The organism is Prevotella lacticifex, assembly GCF_019973375.1.
GTDB lineage: Bacteria > Bacteroidota > Bacteroidia > Bacteroidales > Bacteroidaceae > Prevotella > Prevotella lacticifex.
Genome location: NZ_BPTV01000001.1, coordinates 2524237 through 2550853 on the forward strand (window position 1 = coordinate 2524237; position 26617 = coordinate 2550853).

Sequence of the window (26617 nt, forward strand, 5' to 3'; positions counted from 1 at the left end):
GACCGTTTCAATAAGAGATATATTGAGAATTTCAAAATACATATTCATACTTCTCGTCCTGCTGACGGCCATTGCCATGCCTTCAACGGGACAGTCGCGCACACCCGGTAACCGCGGCAACGCACCCACGACGGCAGCAAGGCCCGGCAAGCGTCCAGGACCGATGACCAACAGGGGGGTGAAAGCCGACACGGTGAAGAACGAGATGCCGGAGGTGATTATCGACGAGGAGGAGATTCCCGACTCGCTGCTGCATCCGCGGTGGCCGGTACAGAGAACGACGCCGATAACCTTCGACGACCTCAGCCAAGGTTCCTACGACCTGAAACGGCCGGAGGACTTGAAGCAGACGGTGGAATACAACGACACCATTGACCGGTACATCGTAGGCTACAAGATTGGCGGCACTTACGTCAACGCACCGATAATGATGACGCCCGACGAATACCGCAAATGGAGCGAGAAGAAGAGTTTCGCCGACTACTACCGCTCTAAGAATCAGGAGATTCTCAAGACGCAGGGAAAGGAGAAATTCGATTTCACCAATATGCATTTCTCGCTCGGTCCGGCGGAGAAAATCTTCGGTCCCGGCGGTGTGCGCATACGCACTCAGGGAACGGCGGAGCTGAAATTCGGAGCCACTCTGAAGAATATTGACAACCCGGCACTGCCGATACGCAACAGAAAGACAACGACGATGGACTTCGACGAGAAGATAAATCTCAACGTCAACGGTAAGGTCGGAGATAAGGTCAACATGAACCTTAACTATAATACCGACGCTACATTCGACTTCGACCAGCAGAACCTGAAACTGAAATACGAGGGAAAGGAGGACGAGATTATCAAACTCGTGGAGGCAGGAAACGTGTCGTTCCCATCAAACAACTCACTTGTAAGGGGTGCCTCCAGCCTCTTCGGTCTGCGAACCGACTTCCAGTTCGGCAAGTTGAAGTTGCAGACGGTGTTCTCGCAGAAGAAGAGTGCGTCGAAAAGTGTAAGCTCCAAGGGTGGTGTTCAGCTCACTCCGTTCGAGATTGACGTTGCCGACTACGAGGAGAACCGTCACTATTTCCTGTCGAAATACTTCCGCAGTCACTACGACCAGTACATGCGTACGCTGCCGAATATCCTCAGCGGAGTGACCATCAACCGCGTAGAGATTTGGACAACAAACAAGACGGGAACAACAAGCAACACGCGAAACGTCATCGCACTTGCCGACCTCGGTGAGGGTGGCAACAACGTGGTGCCAAGCAACAATGCCAACGAGGTATATTCTGATGTGTCGGGCGGCACACGCGACATCGACCAGGTGACTGCTGCGCTCGAGGCAAAAGGATATGTCGGAGGTACCGACTTTGAGAAAGTGCAGTCAGCAAGGCTCCTCAACTCCTCAGAATATACTGTCAACCAGGCTCTCGGAACGATAAGTCTGCGGTCCGGACTGCAAACCGACCAAGTGCTTGCCGTGGCTTACGAGTATACCTACGGCGGACAGACATACCAGGTGGGTGAGTTCTCGACCGACCACACCGGCGCCGACGACGTTCTCTTCGTCAAAGCACTGAAGAACACGAGCAACAACCCGAAGCAGAGCAACTGGGATTTGATGATGAGAAACGTTTACTATCTTGCATCATCAGTCGAGAAAGACAAGTTCCGCCTCGATGTCAAATACCAGAGCGACTCCAACGGCGTTTACCTCTCGTATATCCCTGAGCCTCAGGTGAAGAGTCAGCCAATAATAAAGCTCATTGGTGCCGACCGACTCGACAATAACAACCGCACGAACTCGAACGGATACTTCGACTATGTCGAGGGCTACACCGTGGCCAACGGCCGTGTGTTCTTCCCTATGGCAGAACCTTTCGGCGAGGGTCTGCGCCAGAAACTCATAGCCAACGGCGTGTCGGAGAGCGTAGCCAACAAATATGCTTTCACCGAGCTTTACGACTCCACAAAGACCGTAGCAAAGCAGATTGCGGAGAAAGACAAATTTGAATTTGTAGGACAATTCCGTGGCACATCAGCCAACGTCATCAGTCTCGGGGCATACAATGTGCCACAGGGCTCCGTCGTCGTCACTGCAGGAGGCGTGACCCTGAACGAGGGTTCCGACTACAGCGTCGACTACAGTGCCGGAGAGGTGACGATACTCAACCAGAGCATCATCGACGCCGGGACTCCGGTGAACGTCTCACTCGAGAGTAATACCGACTATTCACAGCAACGAAAGACGATGGTCGGATTGAACTGGGAATACGACTTTTCCAAGGACTTCCAGATTGGCGGTACCTTCCAGCACCTCAGCGAGCAGTCGCTGACAACGAAGGTGTCCATGGGCTCGGAGCCTCTCAACAACACCATCTGGGGACTGAACATAAACTGGAAGCAGGAAAGCCAGTGGCTGACGAACATGCTCGACAAACTGCCGTTCCTGCATCTCACTCAGCCATCGAACATCTCGTTCAATGCTGAGTTCGCACAGCTCATCGCGGGCAAGGCTCATGGCACGCAGGACAACGCCAGCTATCTCGACGACTTCGAAAACTCGAAGAATCCAATCGACGTCAGCGAGCCGACAAGCTGGGTCATATCGTCGGTGCCATCCGATTTCCCCGAGCAGAAAGACAAGACAGGACTAACGAGCGGCTTCAACCGTTCGCTGCTGGCATGGTATAATATCGACCCGCTGTTCACGCGCCGAAGCAGTTCGCTGACACCTGCCCACATCAAAAGCGACCTCGACATGCTGTCAAACCACTACATGCGTGAGGTTTATGTCAACGAACTCTATCCTAACCGCGACCAGAGCAGCTACAGCGGCGTAACGAGTACGCTACCGATTCTCAACCTCGCTTTCTACCCCCAGGAGCGCGGTCCGTACAACTTCACTACCGACCTCGACGCCAACGGACATCTCAACCATCCGGAGAAGTCGTGGGGAGGAATGATGCGAAAACTCGACACCAACGACTTTGAGCAGGCAAACATCGAATACATCGAGTTCTGGATGCTCGACCCGTTCATATACACACGCCGCGAAGGGGTTGCCGACCAGTATGGCGGCGACTTCTATATAGACCTCGGAGAAGTCAGCGAGGATATTCTCCACGACGGCAAAAAGTTCTACGAGAGCGGTATGCCCGTCGACGGAACGCAGGCATGGACGACAACTCAATGGGGCCGCATTCCCACACAGAGCGTCGTCACCTACGCTTTCGCCACGACGAAAGGCAGCCGTGAGCTGCAGGATGTGGGTTTCAACGGACTCAACGACGACGAGGAGCGGCAGTTCTACGCCAATTATGTGGAGCAGATACCGTCAATCGTCACCAACAAGGAGGCCCTCGACTCCATCCTCGCCGACCCCGCCAACGACGACTATCACTACTTCCGTGGGGCCGACCTCGACCAGCGGCGCGCCAATATCCTTGAGCGATACAAGAGGATAAACATGCCACAAGGCAACTCGCCCGATGCCGGAGGCTCCGGAAACCTCGACTCGTCGTACAAGACAACGCCTGACGTGGAGGACATCAACCAGGACTACACCCTCAACGAGTACGAGCGGTACTACCAGTACCACGTGTCGATACGGCCCGAGGACCTCGTCGTAGGCCAGAACTTCATCGTCGACAAGCGCACTACGTCGCCACAGCTCCGGAACAAGAGCTCGGAGAGCGTCGACTGGTACGAGTTCCGCATACCATTGTCGGAATTCGAGAAGAAGGTTGGCTCCATCAGCGACTTCTCAAGTATCCGGTTCATGAGAATGTTCCTCACCGGATTCTCAAAGCCAATAGTGCTCCGTTTCGGAAACCTCGACCTTGTGCGCGGTGAGTGGCGCACCTACGAGCAGAACCTTACAAACTCGGCAAACAACTCCGGGCAGATGGTTGTCAGTGCCGTAAGCATCGAGGAACACAGCGACAAGAAGCCGGTCAACTACGTGCTTCCGCCGGGAATATCGCGTGAGCAGGACCCCACGCAGCCTCAGCTTGTCCAGGCCAACGAGCAGGCAATGCAGATGACCGTCACGAACCTCGGCAACGAGGAGTCGAAATGCGTCTACAAGAATACGACTGTCGACCTGCGGCAGTACAAGCGCATGCAGATGTTCGTTCACGCCAATGCCTTCGAGCAGAACACCACGAACCTGCAGGACAACCAGTTAGCCGTATTTGTACGTCTCGGATCCGATTATAAGAACAACTACTATGAGTATGAGATTCCGTTGAAGCTCACCGCCCCAGGCCACTACGACCGCTACAGCCTCGACGCAAGCCGGATGGTGTGGCCGGAGGACAATATGCTCGACATCCCGCTCAATATTTTCACCCAGCTGAAGAAGCAGCGCAACATAGCTGTGGCGCAGGGTGCCGGCAGCTACAACCGTGAGTTCAGCATCTACGACAGCAACCACCCGAACAACAAGGTGACCATCATGGGTAACCCTACAATCGGTGAGGTGAAGACAATGATTATCGGTGTGCGCAACCTTGCCAACGACACCAAGAGCGGTGAGGTGTGGGTCAACGAACTGCGACTGCTCGACTACAACAACAAAGGTGGCTGGGCTGCACAGGGAAACCTTAACCTGCAGCTCTCTGACCTCGGAACGGTGAACGTGCAGGGACAGTACAGCAGCGAAGGATTCGGCGGACTGGAGGACGGCGTCAACAGCCGGTCGACAGATAATGTAGGCCGATACAGTGTCACCACGAATATTGAGCTCGGAAAGTTCTTCCCCGACAAGGCCAAGGTGAGTGCCCCGCTCTACTACAGTGTGCAGAAAGAGGAGAGCCGGCCGAAGTACAATCCCCTCGACACCGACATGGAACTCGACGATGCCCTCGATGCCGCAGCCAACAAGCAGGCCCGCGACTCGATAGAAAATATTGCCGTGACGAAGAAGACGACAACCAATTTCGCATTGTCGAACGTCCGCGTGGGAATCCAGACAAAGGGACATCCGATGCCCTACGACCCAGCCAACCTGTCGTTCTCCTACAGTCACAGCCACAGCCACACGCAGGGCGAGACGACGGTTTACGAGAACGAGGACAACTGGCGCGGTGCCCTGGACTACAGCTGGTCACCGGTGTACAAAACATGGGAGCCGTTCAAGAAGGTTATTAAGGGTCGGTCGAAGTGGTTCGACATCTTCAAGAGGTTCGGCATCAACTACTTGCCGCAGAACGTGGCTTTCAATACCGAGATGACGCGCAACTACTATGAGCTGCAGGAACGCGACATGGAATCGACGGAGAACGCCGATCTGCCGGTGACATTCAACGAGCAATTCCTATGGAACAGGAACTTCACCCTCAGATGGGACTTCACGAAGAATCTGCACATGAACTTCCAGAGTGCCACCCACGCACAGATTGAGGAACCTTATACGGTCATCAATAAGGACCTCTACCCCGATGAGTATCAGGCCTGGAAAGACTCGGTGAAGAACAGCATACGCCACTTCGGTACGCCACTCGACTACCAGCAGAACTTCAACGCTTCGTATCAGCTGCCGCTGAACCTCATCCCAATCTTCGACTGGGCCACAGCCAACGCCAACTACACCTCGGCCTACACGTGGGTGAGGGGCACCGACCTCGAGGACGGCACCTCATTGGGCAACACCATCACGACGAACCGCAATCTGAACATCAACGGAACGTTCAACCTGGAGAAGCTCTACAACCACGTACCGTTCCTGAAAAAGACGAACGACAGGTTCAACAAGAGTTTCCGGCCGACGATGCGCAACGATATTCCGAGGGCAAGATTCGGCGGAAAGAAACCTAATGACGCTGAGCAGAAGGACAGCAAGGACAAAAAGAACGACAAGAACAAGAAGGACCTGCCCAAGAACAAGAAAAGCTTTGAGCGCGAAATAACCATCAAGGCCGACACGACGATGACCATCAGCCACAACAAGAAGACCAAGCGTATCATCGTCTCGGGTAAGGACAAGGACGGTCATGCCATAAAATTCAAATGGCGTAAGGTCGACGACAACAGGATAAAGATCTTCAACAAGACCGACAGTGCCATACGGATGAAGCTCACCGTCACGCCCAAGGAGCCTCTCGAGGACAAGAAATGGTACAAGACCGCACAGGTCGTGGCCCGTGCACTGATGATGGTCCGCAACGTCAGTGTCAGCTACCGCAACCAGTACTCGATGTCGCTGCCGGGATACATGCCCACCATCGGCAAGGCCTTCGGACAGAAACGTAACCTCGGTGCGATGGCACCGGGCCTCGGTTTCGCCTTCGGACTCACCGGCGACGACTACATCGACAAGGCGCGTGAGCGCGGATGGCTCCTAAGCAACAACAGTGTAGCCACCCCTGCCGTCACCAATAAGACGGAGGACATACAGATAAGGGCTACTCTCGAGCCGGTGAAGGACCTGAAGATAGACCTCAGCATGAGCCGCACGGAGACTAAGGCGAAGAGCATTCAGTATATGTACGAGGGAACACCTACGACACAGACGGGAATGTTCAACATGACAACGATATCAATCGGAACAGCCTTCGAGTCGATGGGCAACGCCAAAAACGGCTACAACTCAAAGACGTTCAATAAGTTTGTCAACTCGCTCGAGGGCTATCGCCAGCGCGTCGAGAACCAGTATGCCGGAGCCATCTATCCCCGGTCGATGGTCGGCAACGACGGTGTGGTATTCAATCCCGCCAACGGAACAGTCGACAAGTACAGTGGCGACGTGATGATTCCGGCTTTCATAAACGCATATACGAGCATGCCCGGCGACAAACTGGAGCTCTTCCCCACCCTGAGGCGTATCCTTCCCAACTGGACCCTGCGCTACAGCGGACTGGCAAAGCTGCCGTGGTTCCAGGATGTGTTCCAGAGTTTCAACATCAACCATGCCTACAAGAGCATCTTCGCCATCGGTTCATACCAGAGCTACTCCACATGGCAGGAGTATATGAACGGTCTCGGATTCATCCAGGACGTGTCGACGGGAGCTCCGATACCAAGTTCTATGTACAACATCAGTCAGGTGAGCATCAACGAGGCATTCTCGCCGCTGCTCGGTGTCGACATGACATTCAAGAACAACCTCACGGCGAAACTGGAATACCGGCAGACAAGAGTCATCAACCTCAGCATGACGAGTGTGCAAATCAATGAGGCCATAAGCAAGGACTGGGTTGTCGGCATGGGATACAAGATTAACAACTTCAACCTCTTCGGTCCCACCAGCCACCGGCACGTGAAGTCGAACAACAAGAACCAGCAGCAGAACAACAGCAACAACCGCAACAACCGCAACGGACTGAACCGCGACCTCAACCTGAGGCTCGACCTCAGCTACCGCAAGCAGGCTGCCATCACGCGCGACATTGCCACGATGACGAGTGCAGCATCGAGCGGAAACTCAGCCTTCAAGCTCTCGTTCACCGCCGACTACACACTCAGCCGACTCATCACGATGAGCCTGTTCTACGACTTGCAGACCAATACGCCGCTGCTCTCGGCCAACAGTTATCCGACAACGACGCACGACTTTGGATTCAATTTCAAGCTAAGTCTGACAAGATAAGATACATAATAACCACAACTGACAGCACCGTCAGGACATAACAAGCCTCCGTTGGCACACGCTAACGGAGGCTTTTTTGGGCGCAGGGGGATTTTTCCGTGGATGTCCCTGCACTCGCCTAACTAAAATATAGTGAAACAGCGTTGCTGATGTCGGGAAACTATGTTACCTTTGCAGCATGGCAAAGAAACTATCGACATTCGACTACTCAACATTAGTCCGTTACATGCTGCCCGATGGCATCCTTGATTACTTCGAGATCACTAAGATCGACGAAGAAGTTACTAACGAGAAGGACGAAACAGGCACCGTCATCCGTATTCTTCACATCTACCTTGACGAGCGCGACCTGCGTGACAAGGTCTGGCATGACCTTCAGCCCAACGGTTTCACGGAGCCTCGCTTGTTCAATGACTTCCCACAACGCGAGCATAAAGTTCTGCTGCATGTCCGTCGCCGTCGTTGGTTGGACGGAGACGGTCACAACGTCGTCCTTGAAACCCTGCCTCTTGTGGCAGAGGGAACCTGCTACTCTGTAGAGTTTGCGGATTTCTTAAAAAAAATGGTTGGATGCCTTCCCAGTGACGGCCCAATGCGTGGGGCGCTTCTTCCGGACTGACGGGAAGTACCTCGGGCGTGCCTACAAGGAGCATCTGAGTGGCTTTACGGACTGGGACCAGAAGGAGCATGCCGGTGAGTGGGTGCTTCAAGAGAAGAACATGGGCGAGCGACTGTGCATAGACGAGACGATGCTTCACCATGACCTGATCACGTTCCTCTCCAACAGGGACGGACACTGCAAGAAGGGAACACTCATAGCTGCAGTCAAGGGCACGACCGTTGCTGACGTGACGAAGCATTTTGACGAGATACAAGAAGAGAGCCGAAATAAAGTCAAGGAGGTGTCGATGGACTTCTCCGACAGCATGATGGGCATTGTCAAGAAGTCCTTCCCACAGGCAGAGATAGTTATAGACCATTTCCATGTCATCCAGCTTTATACGACCAGGGGACTTGATGCGATGCGCATGAAGCTCAAGCGCACCAACACGACCGAGGTCAAGAGAGAGGAGCGGGAGTTCAGAAAGCAGCAAGAGAAGCGGGCCAAGGCAAGGGACAGGTACGCCGAGACCCATGAGGTCAAGAAGAGCAAGAACGGCAAACGCCTCGGCAGGCCGCGCAAGCGGAAGAATGAAAAGTTTGAGCCGAAGAAACTCAGCAATGGAGAGACCAAAGCCGACTTGCTGACGCACGTAAGATACCCGCTGACGAAAAACCACAATGACTGGACTGACTTCCAGAAGGAGGAAATGCGCCTGCTCTTTGAGATTGAGCCAAAGATGAAGGCTGCATACGGTCTGCTCTGCGCCCTGCGCAACATCTTCAGCAAGAAAAAGGACAGGAAGAGTGCAAAGAAAGCGCTCCATAAGTGGTACAAGAATGTCGGAAGAACCCGCATTCGGGAAATCATATCAGTACGTGACACCATCAAGGCCAAAGAGGAGTATGTGCTAAACTTCTTCAACAACAGGTCAACGAATGCGCCAGCCGAGTCGCTCAACTCAAAGATTAAGGGACTGCGTGCTCAGGTGCATGGGGTCAGTGACCTTCCCTTCTTCATGTTCCGCTGTTTCACGATATTTGGTTAGGCGAGTGCAGGGGGCATCCACGGAAAAATCCCCCTGCGCCCTTTTTTGTGTTCCCGCGATTCCTACTGAACAACAACGGCCGCCAAAGCACGTTACTACTCATACCGGGAATTTGGAGCAATGCAACGGCAAAAGCAATGAACAAGACAACTGTCGGAATGTAAAAGTATTTCAGATTGATTACATTCTGACAGCTACAACGTTACTATCTGATTATCAACGATTTGCAATTCATGCCATTTCGTATTGCGAAACAGGCCGTTTGGGATTGCCAAACGGGCCGTTTCGGGCGATGAAACAGGCCGTTTCGCAAGCTAAAACGACAGGTATGGAAATGCTGTAAAGATATTTCGCACTTTCAAGACCGTTGAATGAGCAAATGGGAACCCTCCGTCAGCACATGCCAATGGATGCCTGAATGGTTATGACTCCTTATTCTTCCCCACCAGACCACGGAGGAAGAAATAGATTCTCTCTTGAAGACGGAACAACGGCCACGAAAAACGCAGGGGCCAGAAGCCAAACCGGTGGCAGGCACTGCGGCCGTCGAGCATCGCGACATCTATCGACTGCCAGGCGCGGCGAATGGCGAGGAGCCCGTAGCGGGCATCGTCTTTCGGGAGCTCACGGTGGTGGAGATAGTAGAACATGCACAGTCCGATGACATTCCGCCAACGGCAATTCTCATAGACGGCAATGACATCGCGGTCGGCCCCAATCCTTTCGAGTTCGCGCTTCATGATAATATTGGCCTCGAGATAGTCGAACCGGCGGACGCTTATACGGTGTGTCACCGACGAGGCGTGCTGACGATAGAAGTAGACACCGGTGGCGAGGCGCACCTCTGCCGACGAGAGATAATGAAGGCGCGTCACATTGTCGTCGCCATATGCACGGAGCGTCTCGTCGTAGGGATAGCGCTGATGGATGGAACGGCGCACGGCATAGACGCCGTGGATGCTCCACGTCAGGCTCTTTAGAAAGGCTTCCTTACCGCTCATAACCGAGAAGTCGCTCATGGGATAGGGCTCGTCGTGGTCGGGATAGTGGTTCACGCAGTGGAAGAGGACGCACCCCGTTAGCGGATGGGCATCGAACACGTCGACAACACTTTCCAATGCATCGTCCGACAGCCAGTCGTCGCTGTCGAGAAAGGCTACCACATCACCCTCGGCACGCTTTAGTCCGACGTTGCGGGCGTGGGCCTGACCACTATTTTTTGTAAGGTGGGTGACATGGATGCGGCTGTCCTTAGCGGCATAATCGTCGAGGATGGCCGCCGATCCGTCGGTTGAGCCATCGTCGACGCACTCGGCCTGCCAGCCGGCCATGGTCTGCGACAGCAATGAGTCGAGGCAACGGCGGAGATAATTCTCCGTATTATAGACTGCTACGAGAACGGTAACCCTGGTCATTTGCGTCGGAAGAGTTTTTTCTCCAAGGCTCGCCACAGATTCGACTTGGAGTGAAGGATTATGATGCTTGCCGCGCTGCTGACAACGAAGAGTACGACACCCACACCCCAATAGACGAAGCCCCGGTCGCGAAGTTGGGTGGCGAGGAGAGCCAGGAAACCTATTGGCAGTTGGACAAGCGCATAGCTGACCACGCTGCGGGAGAGGACAAACTTATACTTCCACTTGGCATAGCCGACGACGAGGACGAAATCGAAGAAGGCCGCGGCGAGGATTCCGAAACCGGCACCCACAAGTCCACCCTCATGAAAGAAGGCCACGACGAGAAGAACGATGGCCACATCGTCGACAACCTCAAGAAGCATATACGACTTGGAGTCGCCCTTGGCGAGCGGGATATACTCGATGGGCAGTTTCAGCACACGGAAATACATTGCGAAGACGACCACCTGCATCATGCCGATGGCCGGAAGAAAGCGTCCGCTGTAGAGAAGGGGGAGCAGAACGGGCAACCCCACCATGAAAGCCACGAGCAGCGGGGCAGCCAAGAGGACCATAACCTCAATCTGGCGGTTCACGGTGGTGGTGAACGTCACACCGAAATGGCTCACTCCGGAGAGACGGGGGAAGTAGTCGGTCTCCATAGCCGAGAAGACCATGCCCACGTATGTCATCGTCATCATGAATGCGGCATTGTACAGGCCGACGGTCTCGATGCCCGCAACATTATTGATATAACTGCGGATGACGAAGTCGGCACCCGACCCGAAGAGTCCTGCCACGACGAAGGCTGTTCCGAGTTTTATCATGCTGATGCCGTCGGCGAAGAGTCCGCGACCGAATTTCAGTCGGAGGGGATAAAGCTTATATGAGCATGCTATCGTCAGGAGGGTCTGCGCCAAGGCCATGAGGACGAGCGACGGGACGATGCCCTTGGAGCCGAAGAAGTAGTAGATGGGCACCGAGATGAACAGGGCCGCAAGCATATTGTAGACGCTGATGGCGGCAAGATGACGGAGCTGGCGCACACCTTTGAGTATTGCCAACTCGCCACCGGTGATGGCTGTCAGTCCGACGACAGGCGCAAGACAGATGAAATGGAAGGTGTGGCCGTTCCACGAGAAAGTGAGACGACTCAGAAGCGGACTGAGGGCCACGCAGAGGATAGTGCCGAGAAGAGCGGTGACGAAACTCCAGTAGCGCACAATGTCGACGGCATGCGACACACGCTCTTCATCGCCGGAATCGAAATCCTCCGAAATGCGCTTCACGGCACTCATGGACAGACCGAAATTGGTCGAGTCGCTGACAAGCTTTATGGTGGAATTGAACAGCGAGACAAGGCCCATGCCCTGAGGACCGAGGAGGACGGCAACAAGCTTGTTGCGGATAATGCCTACAAGTATGCCGAGGCCCTGCACACCGCCGAAAAGACCGGTGTACTTAAGGATATGGGAATAGCTGTCGGTGCGTTCTTCTTTTGACATAGTTAAAATTATAAACGCACATTAAACTTTTTTATTTTACATTTTAATATCTATTTTTTGGTTGTCGGACTAAAAAACACTATCTTTGTGCAATGAATACAATAAAATCACCAAATCCGGACAACATACACTGGTCGGAGAATATTATCATCGCTGATGCCGACTACATCGACTACGTAGCGTTCAACCTCATCGTGAACTTCGAACGGATGCTCGGCCGAAGAATACCACCGGCCGACCTCAGCCGATGGGCTATGGACATAGCTCTCGACGGCGGACTGCGCGAGGGGAAGCACGAAACGCAGGTAGTCCTCATCCACGAAAAGGGGAAGACGGCACTGGAGAATTTCCGTCCGGCAACGTACGCCACTGATCTCAACGGCAAAGCGTTCAACGACGGGAAGCTCGGCGAGTTCATCATCAACTCCATCGATGCCGGCGACAGCAACGCCGACAAGGAGAGTATCATCACCGACATCATGACGATGCTGCTCAACCACAAGGAGGTGAAGAGGATAATGGTCGTGCCCGATGCCGAACATACCGACATTTGGCACACACTCGCCGCGGCTCTCAACAGGATGGACGACGACGAAAAGCACATCACGCTCTTCGCCATGCAGCCGATGGAAGGCGGAAACTTCAGACAGCAGATTCTCGGATACTCGCTGATGAACGCCATGGGCATAACACAACAGGAAATAGACAGTAAAATTAAATAAAAAAGAAAATGGGAAGAATACTTATGATTGGTGCCGGTGGCGTCGCCACCGTTGCCGCTTTCAAAATAGTTCAGAACCAGGATGTCTTCACCGACTTCATGATTGCAAGCCACCACAAGGCTAAATGCGACAAGCTCGTCGACGCTATCCACGCCAAGGGATACAAGATGGACATCAAGACGGCTGAGGTCGACGCCGACGACGTGGAACAGCTGAAGAAGCTCTTCAACGAGTTCAAACCCGACCTCGTGCTCAACCTTGCCCTGCCCTATCAGGACCTGACGATAATGGACGCTTGTCTCGCCTGCGGATGCAACTATGAGGACACGGCAAACTATGAGCCTAAGGACGAGGCCCACTTCGAATATTCATGGCAGTGGGCATATAAGGACAAGTTTGAGAAAGCAGGTCTGACAGCAATCCTCGGATGCGGATTCGACCCGGGAGTGTCGCAGGCTTACACGGCCTATGCTGCCAAGCACGAGTTCGACGAGATTCACGACCTCGACATCGTCGACTGCAACGCCGGAAACCATCATCACGCCTTCGCCACAAACTTCAACCCAGAGATAAATATCAGGGAGATAACGCAGAAGGGACTGTACTATGAGAATGGGAAATGGATTGAGACCGCACCGCTCGAGATTCACAAGAGTCTGACATATCCAAACATCGGACCGCGCGAGAGCTACCTTATGCATCACGAGGAGCTGGAGTCGCTCGTAAAGAACTACCCTACCATCAAACGGGCACGGTTCTGGATGACTTTCGGACAGCAGTATCTGACTTACCTCGACTGCATACAGAATCTCGGAATGAGCCGCATCGACCCCGTCACCTACGAGGCTCCGCTCCACGACGACCCGACAAAGACGGTGAAGGTGGACATCGTTCCGCTCCAGTTCCTGAAAGCCGTACTGCCAAACCCGCAGGACCTCGGTGCAAACTACGACGGCGAGACATCGATAGGATGCCGCATAAGAGGCATCAAGGACGGCAAAGAGCACACATACTACATCTTCAACAACTGCCGCCATCAGGATGCATACGAGGAGACGGGCATGCAGGGAGTGAGCTACACCACCGGCGTTCCGGCAATGGCAGGAGCAATGATGTTCTTCAAGGGGCTGTGGCGCAAGCCGGGAGTATGGAATGTTGAGGACTTCGACCCGGATCCATTCCTCGACGTGCTCAACAAGCAGGGACTGCCATGGCACGAGCTGCGCGACATCGACCTGGAGCTCTAAACACGTCGGGGAGCTCCTTTGCGCGCTCCTCGTCGAGCACAACGTCGCACTGCGGCGTTCCCCTCCCACCCCTTCGATAAACAACCACAACCAACACGCCTCTTCATTGAGGCCAAAAACAAGCAACAATGGCAAAGAAAGAAGAAACTGAAGAAATGAAAAAGCAGCAGGAGGGAAAGTTGAAAGCCCTCGAGGCTGCCATGTCAAAGATAGAAAAGGACTTCGGAAAAGGAAGCATCATGCGCATGGGCGATGAGCAGGTAGAGGATGTTGATGTCATCCCGACAGGCAGCATCGGCCTCGACGCCGCCCTCGGCGTGGGAGGATACCCGCGTGGAAGGATAATAGAGATTTACGGACCGGAAAGTTCGGGTAAGACGACCCTCGCCATCCACGCCATCGCCGAGGCACAGAAGATGGGCGGAATAGCTGCATTCATCGATGCTGAGCATGCCTTCGACCGCTTCTACGCCCAGAAACTTGGCGTTGATGTCGATAATCTGTGGATATCGCAGCCCGACAATGGTGAGCAGGCTCTGGAGATTGCCGACCAGCTTATCCGCTCCAGTGCCATCGACATTCTCGTCGTCGACTCGGTAGCCGCACTCACACCAAAGAAGGAAATAGAAGGCGAGATGGGCGACTCGGCTGTGGGATTGCAGGCCCGGCTGATGTCGCAGGCTCTCAGAAAGCTCACATCGACAATATCGAAGACGAACACGTGCTGCATATTCATCAACCAGCTGCGTGAGAAAATCGGCATTATGTTCGGTAATCCGGAGACAACAACCGGTGGTAACGCACTGAAATTCTACTCTTCCGTGCGCCTCGACATACGTAAAACAACGCAGATAAAGAACGGCGACCAGGTGCTCGGCAACAACGTAAGGGTGAAAGTCGTGAAAAACAAGGTCGCTCCTCCTTTCCGCAAGGCCGAATTCGAGATTACGTTCGGCGAGGGAATCAACAGGATTGGTGAGATTATCGACCTCGGAGTGGAATACAATATCATCCAGAAGAGTGGCAGCTGGTTCTCCTATAACGGCACCAAGCTGGCTCAGGGACGTGAGGCCACAAAGACAATGCTCAAGGATAATCCTGAGCTCGCCGACGAACTCGAGGGTCTCATCAAGCAGGCCATAGCCGACCAGAAGGAGTAAGGGCTCTGTGCCCCCGCCTTCAAAGGATTTCATTCCATAATATCGTCCTTCCGGGCGGACGGGCTGGATGCGCTGACGTCTTTTGTTTAGTTCGCGGAGTTACAACTCCGCGCCCACCATAATATAAAAGGGAGAGACATGACTGCATGCCTCTCCCTTTTTTATTTCACGTTCGTGAGTTTATTTCACTACGAATTTCTTTCCATTGCGAATGTACACGCCGGGAACATTTACGTTTCTAACACAGCGTCCCTGCAGGTCGTATATCTGTCCGTTATCGGCTTTTTCGGTATTCACAACGGTTATTCCGTCAGCTATATCGGCTGTCTGGGAATCCGACAGCACCGATTCGCCCTTGTCATAGACCGCGCTCACATTATATATATGCTTGCCTGCACCTGCTGAAGCATCGGTGAAGTTGACTGTTGTGGACGGGAGAGCAGCAATATTCTCGCCGTCACGGTAGACATTATATCCCGTAAGCACCACATTCTGAGCACCAGTGGAATCAGGAACGAATGTAAAATCGTCGAAAAGCAGAGCAAAAGCATCCTCGGATGTCACACGTACAGCAAAGTAACGGGTTCCGGCAGGAAGGTCGTAGCTATACTCTTTCCATGCGTTGTCCTTCTTTATCTGAGCCGATGCCAACGACTGGAAGTCAGAGGTATCGACAGACGACGTTGAGGTCAGGACTTCAAAATCCTCCTCGTAGCTCTTCGAGTAAGCACGAGCGTAGAATTTCAATGTCTGTGCCTCGCCTGAGAGAGTCGGAGAAATGAGCCAGTGGTCGGAACGTAATCCTACAGCACTGAATGACACCAGCTCCTTATTGCCCGTGTGTGCCTTCCAAGAGTCGCTGGCTCCGGCGGCAGTAGGATTGAACACGGTGAACGCCTGAGGAGCTCCGTTGTTCGGGAAGTCGCAGCTGCTAACTCCATACACACCAACCTTGGAACCGTCGAAGAGTGTCCAGTCGCCCCAATCGCTGATGGTAAAGTCGGGAGCCGACTCAAAGCTGTCGGTAACTGCGGTGCTCGTAGCACGTGGAGCATCAGGCTGTTGCCAGTTGAGCTGGATGCCGTCAGTAGCCGCCACTGCGACGAAATTGTTAGGACGGGGCAGACTTGGCAGGGCTACAGCCATGCGGATAGTATCCGAAGAGTTGTTTGTCAGGTTCTCATCGCCGTCGAAATCAACCTCAGCATAATAATCTACGCTGTCGCTATTCAGCACCACCGGAGCCGTGACCGGAATCTCTATCTCCACCGATGAGCCACCGGCAAGATCACGGCCTTCAGCCTGACCGATTGTACGGCCATTAGCTTTGACCGCAACAGTATAACTTGAGCCTGCTACAGCATCTGCACCGACGTTCTCGACCTTGACAACCGATTTGCGGCTCTCGTCGGTACGCAGACGGCCGGGATGGCTGACATCGGTGACGGCAAGGTCCTTGCCCACCTGATTATAGATGTCGACATCGTCCAAATAGATGCATGTCGTACCCGTGTGGGACTTTATGAGGAATCCTACCTGGATGAAATCGCTGCCGACATAATCGGCAAGCGAAACCTCGGCGTGCTGCCAGCTGCGGAGATTATCCTCGCTGTTTACGTCGACTTGGGTCAAGGTAGTGAACTCGCCTCCATTTTTCGAGACCTGAACCTCGAGTGTATCAGCCTCGTCTTCATTGCTGTTCATATACTCATACCAGAATGACAGGACGGGATTAGAAGCCCCTTTCAGACTGATAAGGCCGGAAAAACCAAGGCTGCTCTCATCATTCGCGGCAGCAGTGAAGTTGAAAACGCCGCCATCGGAATCGTGGGTGTACTTGTTGCTGACTGCCATCTCGCCCCAACGGCCATGGCCGGTGTGGCTTTCGCCCCAGAAGTGATGAATCGTTCCATCGCTGAAAGTTTCGCTATAAGGCAGTTCATCAGGAGTGCCAACGACCTTAAAAGGTGAATAAGCCACAGCACTGGTCATGCTGTCGCAAGTAGCCGTGATGGCATAGCGCAGCAAGGCCTGCCCGAACTTGACGCTCGACGCGGGCATATCGCGCAGGGTGACTTGCTCGTGGAATGTCGTTCCCTGATACCCGTTAACAAGGTAATCGGTACTTCCGACACGGCGAACGGCATAGGTGAGCGGCGAAGAAATGTCCGTGCCGTCCTCAAACTGCGTAGGTGCTTTCCACTTCAACGTTGTAAGACCACCGCTATAATCATACTTCAAGGTAACTCCACTGACAGCCTTGGGCGAACTTTTGGTCTCTTCGACACTACCCGTAAGGTTAATATCGTCGATGCCCAGACCACTTGAATATGTCTGTCTTGGGGTAAGATAATGGAAACCAAGGTAGTAATCGCCGTCCTCAGCTACCGTGAAAGAGGCCGAATAGTTCTTGGCGGAGTAGGAATTGTCGGCACTGCCGTCGCCAATTAGGGTCTGTGAGAACGATGTTGTATCGGTTGCAGAGGTACCCAACTTCACGAGAAAATGCTCGGTAGTACCGTCTTGGACTGTCTTTGCCGAGAATTTCAGTTCATACTTCACGCCCTTGACGAAGTGGAACTTGGGAGATACCAACCAGTCATCGGCCGAAGCTGACGAGTTACGGTTGCATGCGGCCTGATAGTTCAAGTCGTCATAGGCCCATGTTGTACCGTCGCCATTGCCATCAATGACGGTAAAGGTTTTGAAAGCCTGCTCATTGTCGAACGCCTGAGAGTACGGCAACGAGACCTGAGCCATAACCGCCTGCGGAAGAAGCAGCAAGACCAAAAGATTCAATAAATAAGTAAAATTCCTCATATAAATATTTCTAAAAAGGGATTAGAATAAAACTGCTGAGATAATAAGAATAATGAGAAGATCTGAGTAACCCTTATGATACAATCAAAAAAATGAATAAACCCTGACAAAGGGCTAAAAAACTATACTATATAAGACTATTCAAAAAAAATAGAAAACTCAAACTGAGAAAATAACAACTAAAGTAACGAATAATAGAATCTCAAAAGACGATAAAAAAAAAAGAACTTACAACCAATCAAAAAGTTCAGAGAAAAATAAAAGGCCCCATGACATAGCACGGGACCTTTATATTAGAAAGATAATTATTCAGCCTTAGGAGCTTCCTCAGCTGGCTTATCAGCGTCAGCAGTCTCAGCAGCCGGTGCCTCAGTAGCAGGAGCAGCAGCTGTTTCAGCAGCAGCCTTCTTACCACCACGGCGGCTACGACGAGTCTTCTTCTCTGCCTTCGGTGCCTTAGCCATGTTCTCATCGAAGTCAACGAGCTCGATGAAAGCTATAGGTGCAGCATCGCCCTGACGAACGCCAAGCTTGATGATGCGGGTGTAACCACCGGGACGGTCACCGACCTTGGTGATAACAGCACCAAAGAGTTCCTTAACGGCCTCTTTGTTCTGCAGATACCGGAAGACAACACGACGAGAATTGGTCGTATCGTTCTTAGCCTTTGTAATCAGCGGCTCGACATACTTCTTAAGTGCCTTAGCCTTTGCGAGGGTCGTAGTGATTCTTTTGTGCTCGATCAGCGAACTTGCCAGGTTTGAAAGCAAGGCAGCACGATGATCAGCAGTACGGCCCAGATGGTTGAATTTCTTGTTGTGTCTCATTTGTTTTGTTTACAGTTAGGAAGAGAATCACTTCTCGTCCAGTTTATACTTTGAAATGTCGGTTCCAAACGACAGATTCAGACTCTCGAGCAAATCATCAAGCTCAGAAAGCGATTTCTTACCGAAGTTACGGAACTTCAGGAGGTCAGTCTTATTATACTGTACCAGATCACCAAGTGTCTCGACATCAGCAGCTTTCAGACAGTTAAGCGCACGGACACTCAGGTTGAGGTCGGTAAGCTTTGTCTTGAGAAGCTGACGCATGTGAAGAACCTCCTCATCAAACTCCTGATTAGTATCCTGATCAGGATTCTCGAGAGTAATCTTCTCATCAGAGAACAGCATGAAGTGATAGATAAGTATCTTAGCAGCCTCTTTCAGTGCGTCCTTCGGGTGGATGGAACCATCTGTTGTAACTTCTATAACGAGTTTGTCGTAGTCGGTCTTCTGTTCGACACGATACGGCTCAACAGCGTAACGAACGTTACGGATTGGGGTATAGATAGAATCGATTGGAAGTACGTTGACATCGGTGCAGAACTGGCGATTCTCATCAGCAGGGACGTAACCACGACCCTTATTGATAGTAAGGTCAATCTGCATCGTTGCCTTCGAATCTAAATGACAAATCACCAAATCAGGGTTTAACACTTCAAATCCAGTCAAATACTTGTTAAGATCACCTGCTTTGAACTCAGTAGTGTTCTCTACGGTGATACTAACTTTCTCATTCTCGAATTCTTCTACTACTTGCTTGAACCGCACTTGTTTGAGATTCAAGATGATGTTGGTAACATCTTCCTTAACACCGGGAACTGAAGAGAACTCGTGCTCCACACCAGCTATACGGATGGTGTTGATTGCGAAACCCTCAAGCGATGAAAGAAGGATGCGACGGAGGGCATTACCAATGGTAACACCGAAGCCAGGCTCGAGAGGACGGAATTCAAACTTTCCGTAGTGGTCGTTAGCCTCCACCATCACAACTTTATCAGGTTTTTGAAATGCTAATATCGCCATTAATTTAATGATTTTTATTGTTTTGAGTACAACTCAACGATTAACTGCTCCTTAATGTTCTCAGGGATGTCGGCACGGTCTGGCTTGTGCAGGAACTTACCGCTCTTGCTGTTCTCATCCCATTCCAGCCATGGGTACTTGCTGTGGTTGAAACCAGCCAAAGCAGCCTCGATAACCTCGAGAGACTTAGCCTTCTCGCGAACACCTACTACATCACCAGGCTTAACCTGATAAGAAGGAATGTTCACTACGTTGCCATTGACAACGATGTGCTTGTGACCAACGAGCTGACGTGCAGCAGCACGAGTGGGAGCGATACCGAGACGATAAACAACGTTATCGAGACGGCTCTCCAAGTTCTGGAGAAGAACCTCACCGGTAATACCGTCGGCCTTAGCGGCTGCATCGAACATGTTGCGGAACTGACGCTCCAGTACACCATAAGTGTACTTTGCCTTCTGCTTCTCTGCGAGCTGAGCACCATACTCCGACTGCTTGCGGCGACGGTTGTTGCCCTGCTGCCCTGGAGGGAAATTACGCTTAGAGAGAACCTTATCAGGGCCGAAGATTGGCTCGCCGAAACGGCGGGAAATTCTTGATTTTGGACCTATGTATCTTGCCATAATCTAATGTAATCCTTTAAATTGTTATAAGATGAAATTAAACGCGACGACGCTTCGGTGGACGGCAACCGTTGTGCGGCAGCGGTGTAACGTCAACGATTTCAGTAACCTGAATGCCGGCAGCGTTGACGGCACGGATAGCGCTCTCACGACCATTACCCGGACCCTTAACATAAGCCTTTACCTTACGCAGACCCAGCTCGAAAGCTGTCTTAGCGCAATCCTCAGCTGCCATCTGGGCAGCGTACGGAGTGTTCTTCTTAGATCCGCGGAATCCCATCTTACCAGCTGACGACCAAGAGATAACCTGCCCCTCGCTGTTAGCCAAAGATACAATAATATTATTGAAAGAGCTGTGAACGTGCAGCTGACCTACAGCGTCAACTCTTACATTACGTTTCTTATTAGATGCTGTTGTTTTCTTTGCCATAATTAATTTCCTCCGAGATTACTTAGTAGCCTTCTTCTTGTTAGCAACAGTCTTCTTCTTTCCCTTACGGGTACGAGCATTGTTCTTAGTACTCTGACCGCGAACAGGAAGACCATTACGATGACGGATTCCACGGTAGCAACCGATATCCATGAGACGCTTGATGTTCATCTGTACCTCTGAACGGAGGTCACCTTCTACTTTGTACTCAGCGCCGATAATTTCACGGATCTTGGCAGCCTGGTCATCTGACCACTCGCTGACCTTCAAGTCGCGGCTCACGCCGGCCTTGTCCAATATCTTTGCTGAACTACTTCGGCCTATACCATAGATATAGGTCAATGCGATCTCGCCACGCTTATTCTGGGGCAAGTCTACTCCAACAATTCTTATTGCCATTGTTTGAATTTGTAAAAATTATAATACACTTAAACGTTTAAATTCGCTAAAAAGCATGCAAAGTTAAGCATAATTTTTGAACTACGCTAAACTTTTGCATATTTTTTATCGGATTAATCATTGTTAACCCTGACGCATCTTATACTTAGGGTTCTTCTTGTTGATAACGAACAGACGGCCTTTGCGACGAACGATCTTGCAATCCGGTGTACGCTTCTTTAATGATGCTCTTGTCTTCATTGTGAAACCAATATTATTATTTGTATCTGAAAACTATTCTGCCTTTAGTCAAGTCATAGGGACTCATCTCGACCTTCACCTTATCACCGGGGAGAATCTTGATGTAGTGCATTCTCATCTTTCCAGAGATATGGGCCGTAATATCGACTCCATTCTCAAGCTCTACTCTGAACATTGCGTTAGAGAGAGCCTCCATTATTGTTCCATCCTGCTCAATAGCAGCTTGCTTTGCCATAATTGCTTTATCTTCTATTAATTTAATGATGTTTCTTCGAATTCTTCTATTTCGTCAAACGATGATAAGATATCTGCCTTGCCGTCACGAATGGCAATCGTATGCTCAAAATGCGCAGCAGGCTTCATATCACGCGTAATTATCTGCCAGTGGTCATGGAGCATCCAAACTTTTGGATCGCCAAGAGTTACCATCGGTTCGATGGCTATGCACATGCCGGATTTCAACATCAGACCTTCACCGTGTTTACCATAGTTGAACACTGGTGGGTCCTCGTGCATCTCCCGGCCAATGCCATGGCCTGCCAGTTCCCTGACAATGCCATATCCTTTGGCCTCACAATAAGTTTGTACCGCCTCACCGATATCTCCTAAGTGATGCCCAGCCTGTGCTACGTTGATAGCCCGATAAAGAGCTTCCTTTGTGGTACGAAGAAGGGCCCGAACTTCAGGCTTAACCTCGCCAACACAGAAAGTGTAGCAAGAGTCACCGTTAAAGCCGTCAAGGACAGCGCCACAATCGACAGAGATAATGTCACCATCCTTTAAAACGCACTTTGGGTTTGGAATACCATGGACGACCATCGCATTGACTGAGGTACAAATGCTCCCGGGGAACGGACCACCGATAGGATTAGGACAACCCTTAAATGACGGCACGCCACCATTGTCACGGATGAACTCCTCAGCAATTTTGTCAAGGTCCAAGGTAGAGACACCTGGCTTTATATGACGGCCAACCTCGGCGAGGGTTTTACCCACGAGGAGATTGGCCTTACGCATCAATTCAATCTCATCCTCTGTCTTCAGAAATACATGCATTTCATTGAAGAAGATTAGTATGCTGCCACTTCGCCACCGCCACGGGTGTGACCAGAATTCAGAAGTCCGTCATAGTGGCGCATCATCAAGTGCGACTCAATCTGCTGGAGTGTATCGATAACTACACCAACAAGAATGAGCAGTGAAGTACCACCGAAGAACTGACTGAAAGCATCCTGAACATTCAGGAGACCGGCCAATGCAGGCATAATTGCGATGAAAGCGATGAACAGAGAGCCCGGGAAGGTGATACGCGACATAACGGTGTCGATATAATCGGCAGTATCCTTACCTGGTTTAACACCAGGAATGAATCCGTTGTTACGTTTCATATCCTCAGCCATCTGTGTAGGATTGATAGTAATGGCAGTGTAGAAATACGTAAACGCAATCACGAGGACGACGTAAACGAAATTGTACAACAGGCTCTTGGTATTCATAAGACTCTGAAGCACAGGGCTCGCATTATCAGTTGAATACTGGACGATAGCCAACGGGATGAACATCAGGGCCTGAGCGAAGATGATAGGCATCACATTAGCTGCGAAGAGTTTCAAAGGAATATACTGACGAGCACCACCGTACTGCTTATTACCTACAATACGCTTTGCATACTGAACGGGGACTTTGCGGGTACCCTGCACAAGAAGTATAGATGCACATACAACGGCATAAAGTATGACAATCTCGACAATGAACATGACCAGTCCACCACCGGTGATGGCGGTGAAACGGCTGGAGACCTCCTGAATGAAAGCCTGAGGCAGCCGCGCGATAATACCGATCATAATGATGAGAGAGATACCATTGCCAACACCCTTGTCAGTGATACGCTCACCGAGCCACAGAATAAACATTGAGCCTGCGGCAAGGATAATAGTAGCAGGAATCATGAATACCGTCCAGCTGATACCTGAAGCCAGGGCCTGTGAGGCCTGCATCTTCAGGTTGATGAGATAAGACGGAGCCTGGAACAGAAGTATTGCTACTGTGAGAATACGAGTGTACCAGTTTATCTTCTTCCTGCCGCTCTCGCCCTCGCGCTGCATCTTCTGGAAGTAAGGCACAGCGACGGCGAGGAGCTGCATGACGATGGATGCTGAGATGTATGGCATTATTCCAAGCGCAAAGATAGACGCGTGGGAGAATGCACCACCGGAGAACATATCCAACAGTGACATAAGTCCGCCTGCGGTCTGTGACTGCAATTTGTCCAACATGCTCGGTTCGATACCCGGAAGTACGACGAACGAGCCGAAACGATAAATAGCCGTAAACAGAATGGTGATGAGAATCCGCTGACGCAGATCCTCAATCTTCCATATGTTCTTCAGTGTCTCAATAAACTTTTCCATTAACTTAGATTATAGTTGTGTTACCACCAACTGCCTCGATAGCCTCTTTGGCAGTCTTTGAGAAGGCATTAGCCTCTACTTCAAGTTTAGCCTTGAGTTCACCATTACCAAGAATCTTGACAAGCTTAGTGCCCTTCACGACACCGTTAGCCTTGAGCTCAGCGAGTCCGATCTTTGTAAGGTTCTTCTCTTCAGCAAGCTTTTGAAGAGTAGAGAGGTTCACAGGATAATACTCCTTATGGTTGATATTCTTGAATCCAGCCTTAGGAACACGACGCTGCAGTGGCATCTGACCACCCTCGAAACCAATCTTCTTCTTGTAACCAGAACGAGACTTAGCACCCTTGTGACCACGAGTAGAGGTTCCGCCGAGTCCAGAGCCTGGACCACGGCCGATACGACGACGTGAATGGGTAGAGCCCTCAGCTGGTTTCAAATTATTTAATTTCATAATTGTTCGTTGCTTAAAAGATTAATTACTTTACTTCTTCGACGAGGTGAAACACCTTGCGAACCATTCCGCGGTTACTTGGAGTGTCCTCAATCTCGACAACCTGACCAATCTTGCGGAGGCCGAGGGCGAGAAGAGTTGCTTTCTGATCCTTAGGAGCGTTGATACGGCTCTTGACCTGCTTTACTTTAAATGTTGCCATTCTTTGTTTCTCCTTTATTACCCGTTAAATACTTTGTCCATGCTGATTCCACGCTCACCGGCAACGCTGTAAGCGTCGCGCATCTGGCTCAGTGCTGCGATAGTAGCCTTTACCAGGTTGTGAGGGTTGGAAGAGCCCTTTGACTTTGCAATCACGTCTTTAATACCAACGCTCTCAAGAACGGCACGCATAGCACCACCGGCCTTCAGACCAGTACCGGCAGCAGCCGGCTTGATAAGAACGACAGCACCGCCGAAGCGTACTTCCATCTCGTGAGGAACAGTACCGTTGAGTACCGGCACCTTAACAAGATTCTTCTTTGCTGAGTCAGTAGCTTTCTGGATAGCGGCAGTAACCTCACCAGCCTTGCCGAGGCCGTAGCCGATAACACCCTTGCCGTCACCTACAACGACGATGGCTGCGAATGTGAAAGTACGGCCACCCTTTGTAACCTTTGTTACGCGGTTGATAGCTACCAGACGGTCTTTCAGTTCAACGTCACTATTTACTTTTACTTTATTCATTGCCATAATCGTTTAGAAATTAAGACCTCCCTCACGTGCAGCGTCAGCAAGAGCCTGTACACGTCCGTGATAAAGGTATCCGTTACGGTCGAAAACAACCTTCTCTACACCGGCAGCCTTGGCCTTCTCTGCAACGAGAGCGCCGACCTTCTTAGCCTGCTCTATCTTCGGCATCTTCTCGAGACCGACAGAAGAAGCAGAAGCAAGTGTTGTGCCTGTCAAGTCATTGATGACCTGTGCATAAATCTGCTTGTTACTGCGGAAAACGCTCAGACGAGGGCGCTCAGCAGTACCGTTCACATTCTTACGAATGCGGAACTTTATCTTAAGTCTTCTTTGTTCTTTCTTTGTAGACATAATCGTAATTAATTATTAAAGTTACTTAGCTGCAGCTGTCTTACCAGACTTTCTGCGGATAACCTCGCCCTGGAACAGGATACCCTTACCCTTATAAGGCTCAGGCATACGGAAAGAACGAATCTTTGCACAGATCTGACCGAGCAATTGCTTGTCAGCCGACTCGAGAGTGATGATAGGGTTCTGGTTACGCTCACTCTTTGTCTCAACCTTAACCTCAGCAGGGAGCTGGATGTAGATTGGGTGTGTGTAACCGAGCGAAAGCTCAACGATGTTACCCTGGTTGCTTACACGGTAACCGACACCGACGAGCTCCATAGTCTTCTTGTAGCCTTCGCTGACACCAACAACCATATTGTTGACGAGAGCGCGGTACAGACCGTGGAAAGCCTGCTTCTGCTTAACATCTACGAGGCTCTTCTCATCGATAGCGAATGTAACCTGATTATCCTCAACCTTGACGATGATTGAAGGGTCGACTTTCTGCGAGAGTTCGCCCTTAGGACCTTTAACTGTAACAACATTGTCCTTGAGGCTAACTGTAACGCCTGCAGGGATACTAATTGGCAATTTTCCTATTCTTGACATACAAAATCCTCCAATTAATAAACGTAGCAAAGAACCTCACCACCGACTTTCTCAGCAGCAGCCTCTTTGTTTGTCATTACACCTTTGGATGTAGATATGATAGCAATACCTAATCCGTTAATAACTCTCGGCATGTCTTTGTAGCCAGTGTACTGGCGAAGACCTGGGGTAGAAACGCGCTTAAGTTTCTTAATTGCGTTCTGCTTTGTTACTGGGTCGTACTTGAGAGCGACCTTGATAGTACCCTGAGGTCCATCCTCTACGAACTTGTAGTTCAGGATGTAACCCTTCTCGAAGAGAATCTTAGTGATAGACTTCTTCAAGTTAGACGCCGGAATCTCAACCACGCGGTGGTGAGCCATGATAGCATTCCGAAGTCTTGTCAGATAATCTGCTATTGGATCTGTCATAAAATATAAATGTTTAATTAATCGGGACTGCCCCGACAATATTAAAAAAATGT

24 protein-coding genes are annotated in these 26617 nt (G+C 51.2%); 6 read left to right on the plus strand and 18 right to left on the minus strand.

Annotated features, from left to right (window positions below):
* The first annotated feature begins 22 nt into the window (after positions 1-22).
* From sov to LDN30_RS09870, 3 genes are all read left to right on the plus strand, one after another.
* Positions 23-7582 carry a T9SS outer membrane translocon Sov/SprA gene (sov, locus tag LDN30_RS09860; protein WP_373316487.1) on the plus strand — a complete coding sequence of 2520 codons (7560 nt, stop codon included), beginning with the start codon at positions 23-25 and terminating at the stop codon, positions 7580-7582.
* A gap of 178 nt (positions 7583-7760) precedes the next feature.
* The gene (locus LDN30_RS09865; protein WP_223925203.1) at positions 7761-8201 is read left to right on the plus strand and encodes an ISAon1 family transposase N-terminal region protein; all 441 of its coding nucleotides are present in this window, start codon (positions 7761-7763) and stop codon (positions 8199-8201) included.
* On the plus strand, positions 8179-9231 hold the full coding sequence (locus LDN30_RS09870) for a transposase (protein ID WP_223925205.1): 1053 nt from the start codon (positions 8179-8181) through the stop codon (positions 9229-9231). The genes LDN30_RS09865 and LDN30_RS09870 overlap by 23 nt, the downstream gene beginning before the upstream one ends.
* 422 nt (positions 9232-9653) lie before the next feature.
* On the opposite strand, the gene LDN30_RS09875 is transcribed toward LDN30_RS09870, so the two are convergent.
* Positions 9654-10646 carry a glycosyltransferase family 2 protein gene (locus tag LDN30_RS09875; RefSeq protein ID WP_223926471.1) on the minus strand — a complete coding sequence of 331 codons (993 nt, stop codon included), beginning with the start codon at positions 10644-10646 and terminating at the stop codon, positions 9654-9656.
* On the minus strand, positions 10643-12133 hold the full coding sequence (locus LDN30_RS09880; protein ID WP_223926472.1) for an oligosaccharide flippase family protein: 1491 nt from the start codon (positions 12131-12133) through the stop codon (positions 10643-10645). The genes LDN30_RS09875 and LDN30_RS09880 overlap by 4 nt, the downstream gene beginning before the upstream one ends.
* A gap of 101 nt (positions 12134-12234) precedes the next feature.
* Here LDN30_RS09880 and LDN30_RS09885 point away from each other — a divergent pair, with 101 nt between their 5' ends.
* The 3 genes from LDN30_RS09885 (at position 12235) to recA (ending at position 15262) form a co-directional block, all read left to right on the plus strand.
* Positions 12235-12855: a DUF6621 family protein gene (locus LDN30_RS09885; protein ID WP_373316526.1), complete on the plus strand. Its 621-nt coding sequence runs from the start codon at positions 12235-12237 to the stop codon at positions 12853-12855.
* A gap of 8 nt (positions 12856-12863) precedes the next feature.
* Entirely contained in the window at positions 12864-14102 is a 1239-nt protein-coding gene (locus tag LDN30_RS09890; protein WP_223926474.1) for a saccharopine dehydrogenase family protein, read from the plus strand.
* Positions 14103-14230: 128 nt separating this feature from the next.
* A complete protein-coding gene (gene recA, locus LDN30_RS09895; protein ID WP_223926475.1) occupies positions 14231-15262 on the plus strand; it encodes a recombinase RecA in 1032 nt (343 codons plus the stop codon).
* Between the two features lie 180 nt (positions 15263-15442).
* Here the strand turns inward: recA and LDN30_RS09900 are convergent, their stop codons facing one another.
* The 16 genes from LDN30_RS09900 to rpsH all read right to left on the minus strand — a co-directional run bounded on the left by LDN30_RS09900 (position 15443) and on the right by rpsH (position 26564).
* Positions 15443-18022: a choice-of-anchor J domain-containing protein gene (locus LDN30_RS09900; RefSeq protein ID WP_223926476.1), complete on the minus strand. Its 2580-nt coding sequence runs from the start codon at positions 18020-18022 to the stop codon at positions 15443-15445.
* Positions 18023-18387: 365 nt separating this feature from the next.
* Positions 18388-18909: a 50S ribosomal protein L17 gene (gene rplQ, locus LDN30_RS09905; RefSeq protein WP_223926477.1), complete on the minus strand. Its 522-nt coding sequence runs from the start codon at positions 18907-18909 to the stop codon at positions 18388-18390.
* Positions 18910-18936: 27 nt separating this feature from the next.
* The gene (locus LDN30_RS09910) at positions 18937-19929 is read right to left on the minus strand and encodes a DNA-directed RNA polymerase subunit alpha (protein WP_223926478.1); all 993 of its coding nucleotides are present in this window, start codon (positions 19927-19929) and stop codon (positions 18937-18939) included.
* A gap of 14 nt (positions 19930-19943) precedes the next feature.
* Complete coding sequence (rpsD, locus tag LDN30_RS09915; RefSeq protein WP_223926479.1) at positions 19944-20552, minus strand: 30S ribosomal protein S4; 609 nt, start codon at positions 20550-20552, stop codon at positions 19944-19946.
* 37 nt (positions 20553-20589) lie between these two features.
* Positions 20590-20982, minus strand: a complete 393-nt coding sequence (rpsK, locus tag LDN30_RS09920) for a 30S ribosomal protein S11 (RefSeq protein WP_223926480.1) — start codon at positions 20980-20982, stop codon at positions 20590-20592.
* 18 nt (positions 20983-21000) lie between these two features.
* Complete coding sequence (gene rpsM, locus LDN30_RS09925) at positions 21001-21381, minus strand: 30S ribosomal protein S13 (RefSeq protein WP_223926481.1); 381 nt, start codon at positions 21379-21381, stop codon at positions 21001-21003.
* 123 nt (positions 21382-21504) lie between these two features.
* A complete protein-coding gene (gene rpmJ, locus LDN30_RS09930; RefSeq protein ID WP_009160995.1) occupies positions 21505-21621 on the minus strand; it encodes a 50S ribosomal protein L36 in 117 nt (38 codons plus the stop codon).
* Positions 21622-21637: 16 nt separating this feature from the next.
* Positions 21638-21856: a translation initiation factor IF-1 gene (infA, locus tag LDN30_RS09935; RefSeq protein ID WP_223926482.1), complete on the minus strand. Its 219-nt coding sequence runs from the start codon at positions 21854-21856 to the stop codon at positions 21638-21640.
* Positions 21857-21873: 17 nt separating this feature from the next.
* Positions 21874-22677 (minus strand): type I methionyl aminopeptidase, encoded by an 804-nt coding sequence (map, locus tag LDN30_RS09940; RefSeq protein ID WP_223926483.1) that lies wholly within the window; start codon positions 22675-22677, stop codon positions 21874-21876.
* A 14-nt stretch (positions 22678-22691) separates the two neighbouring features.
* Positions 22692-24032 (minus strand): preprotein translocase subunit SecY, encoded by a 1341-nt coding sequence (gene secY, locus LDN30_RS09945; RefSeq protein ID WP_223926484.1) that lies wholly within the window; start codon positions 24030-24032, stop codon positions 22692-22694.
* 4 nt (positions 24033-24036) lie between these two features.
* Positions 24037-24483 carry a 50S ribosomal protein L15 gene (rplO, locus tag LDN30_RS09950; RefSeq protein WP_223926485.1) on the minus strand — a complete coding sequence of 149 codons (447 nt, stop codon included), beginning with the start codon at positions 24481-24483 and terminating at the stop codon, positions 24037-24039.
* A 25-nt stretch (positions 24484-24508) separates the two neighbouring features.
* On the minus strand, positions 24509-24685 hold the full coding sequence (rpmD, locus tag LDN30_RS09955) for a 50S ribosomal protein L30 (RefSeq protein WP_223926486.1): 177 nt from the start codon (positions 24683-24685) through the stop codon (positions 24509-24511).
* 17 nt (positions 24686-24702) lie between these two features.
* On the minus strand, positions 24703-25215 hold the full coding sequence (rpsE, locus tag LDN30_RS09960; protein WP_223926487.1) for a 30S ribosomal protein S5: 513 nt from the start codon (positions 25213-25215) through the stop codon (positions 24703-24705).
* Positions 25216-25221: 6 nt separating this feature from the next.
* The gene (gene rplR, locus LDN30_RS09965; RefSeq protein ID WP_223926488.1) at positions 25222-25566 is read right to left on the minus strand and encodes a 50S ribosomal protein L18; all 345 of its coding nucleotides are present in this window, start codon (positions 25564-25566) and stop codon (positions 25222-25224) included.
* A gap of 21 nt (positions 25567-25587) precedes the next feature.
* A complete protein-coding gene (rplF, locus tag LDN30_RS09970) occupies positions 25588-26154 on the minus strand; it encodes a 50S ribosomal protein L6 (RefSeq protein WP_223926489.1) in 567 nt (188 codons plus the stop codon).
* A gap of 14 nt (positions 26155-26168) precedes the next feature.
* Positions 26169-26564: a 30S ribosomal protein S8 gene (rpsH, locus tag LDN30_RS09975; RefSeq protein WP_223926490.1), complete on the minus strand. Its 396-nt coding sequence runs from the start codon at positions 26562-26564 to the stop codon at positions 26169-26171.
* Positions 26565-26617: the final 53 nt, after the last annotated feature.

What these genes read in the sequence shown, in the direction of transcription:
- LDN30_RS09865 (WP_223925203.1), top strand. Translation starts at nt 7,761, where the DNA reads ATGGCAAAGAAACTATCGACATTCGACTACTCAACATTAGTCCGTTAC.
- LDN30_RS09875 (WP_223926471.1), bottom strand. Translation starts at nt 10,646, where the DNA reads ATGACCAGGGTTACCGTTCTCGTAGCAGTCTATAATACGGAGAATTAT.
- LDN30_RS09880 (WP_223926472.1), bottom strand. Translation starts at nt 12,133, where the DNA reads ATGTCAAAAGAAGAACGCACCGACAGCTATTCCCATATCCTTAAGTAC.
- LDN30_RS09890 (WP_223926474.1), top strand. Translation starts at nt 12,864, where the DNA reads ATGGGAAGAATACTTATGATTGGTGCCGGTGGCGTCGCCACCGTTGCC.
- recA (WP_223926475.1), top strand. Translation starts at nt 14,231, where the DNA reads ATGGCAAAGAAAGAAGAAACTGAAGAAATGAAAAAGCAGCAGGAGGGA.
- LDN30_RS09900 (WP_223926476.1), bottom strand. Translation starts at nt 18,022, where the DNA reads ATGGCTCAGGTCTCGTTGCCGTACTCTCAGGCGTTCGACAATGAGCAG.
- rplQ (WP_223926477.1), bottom strand. Translation starts at nt 18,909, where the DNA reads ATGAGACACAACAAGAAATTCAACCATCTGGGCCGTACTGCTGATCAT.
- LDN30_RS09910 (WP_223926478.1), bottom strand. Translation starts at nt 19,929, where the DNA reads ATGGCGATATTAGCATTTCAAAAACCTGATAAAGTTGTGATGGTGGAG.
- rpsD (WP_223926479.1), bottom strand. Translation starts at nt 20,552, where the DNA reads ATGGCAAGATACATAGGTCCAAAATCAAGAATTTCCCGCCGTTTCGGC.
- rpsK (WP_223926480.1), bottom strand. Translation starts at nt 20,982, where the DNA reads ATGGCAAAGAAAACAACAGCATCTAATAAGAAACGTAATGTAAGAGTT.
- rpsM (WP_223926481.1), bottom strand. Translation starts at nt 21,381, where the DNA reads ATGGCAATAAGAATTGTTGGAGTAGACTTGCCCCAGAATAAGCGTGGC.
- rpmJ (WP_009160995.1), bottom strand. Translation starts at nt 21,621, where the DNA reads ATGAAGACAAGAGCATCATTAAAGAAGCGTACACCGGATTGCAAGATC.
- infA (WP_223926482.1), bottom strand. Translation starts at nt 21,856, where the DNA reads ATGGCAAAGCAAGCTGCTATTGAGCAGGATGGAACAATAATGGAGGCT.
- map (WP_223926483.1), bottom strand. Translation starts at nt 22,677, where the DNA reads ATGCATGTATTTCTGAAGACAGAGGATGAGATTGAATTGATGCGTAAG.
- secY (WP_223926484.1), bottom strand. Translation starts at nt 24,032, where the DNA reads ATGGAAAAGTTTATTGAGACACTGAAGAACATATGGAAGATTGAGGAT.
- rplO (WP_223926485.1), bottom strand. Translation starts at nt 24,483, where the DNA reads ATGAAATTAAATAATTTGAAACCAGCTGAGGGCTCTACCCATTCACGT.
- rpmD (WP_223926486.1), bottom strand. Translation starts at nt 24,685, where the DNA reads ATGGCAACATTTAAAGTAAAGCAGGTCAAGAGCCGTATCAACGCTCCT.
- rpsE (WP_223926487.1), bottom strand. Translation starts at nt 25,215, where the DNA reads ATGGCAATGAATAAAGTAAAAGTAAATAGTGACGTTGAACTGAAAGAC.
- rplR (WP_223926488.1), bottom strand. Translation starts at nt 25,566, where the DNA reads ATGTCTACAAAGAAAGAACAAAGAAGACTTAAGATAAAGTTCCGCATT.
- rplF (WP_223926489.1), bottom strand. Translation starts at nt 26,154, where the DNA reads ATGTCAAGAATAGGAAAATTGCCAATTAGTATCCCTGCAGGCGTTACA.
- rpsH (WP_223926490.1), bottom strand. Translation starts at nt 26,564, where the DNA reads ATGACAGATCCAATAGCAGATTATCTGACAAGACTTCGGAATGCTATC.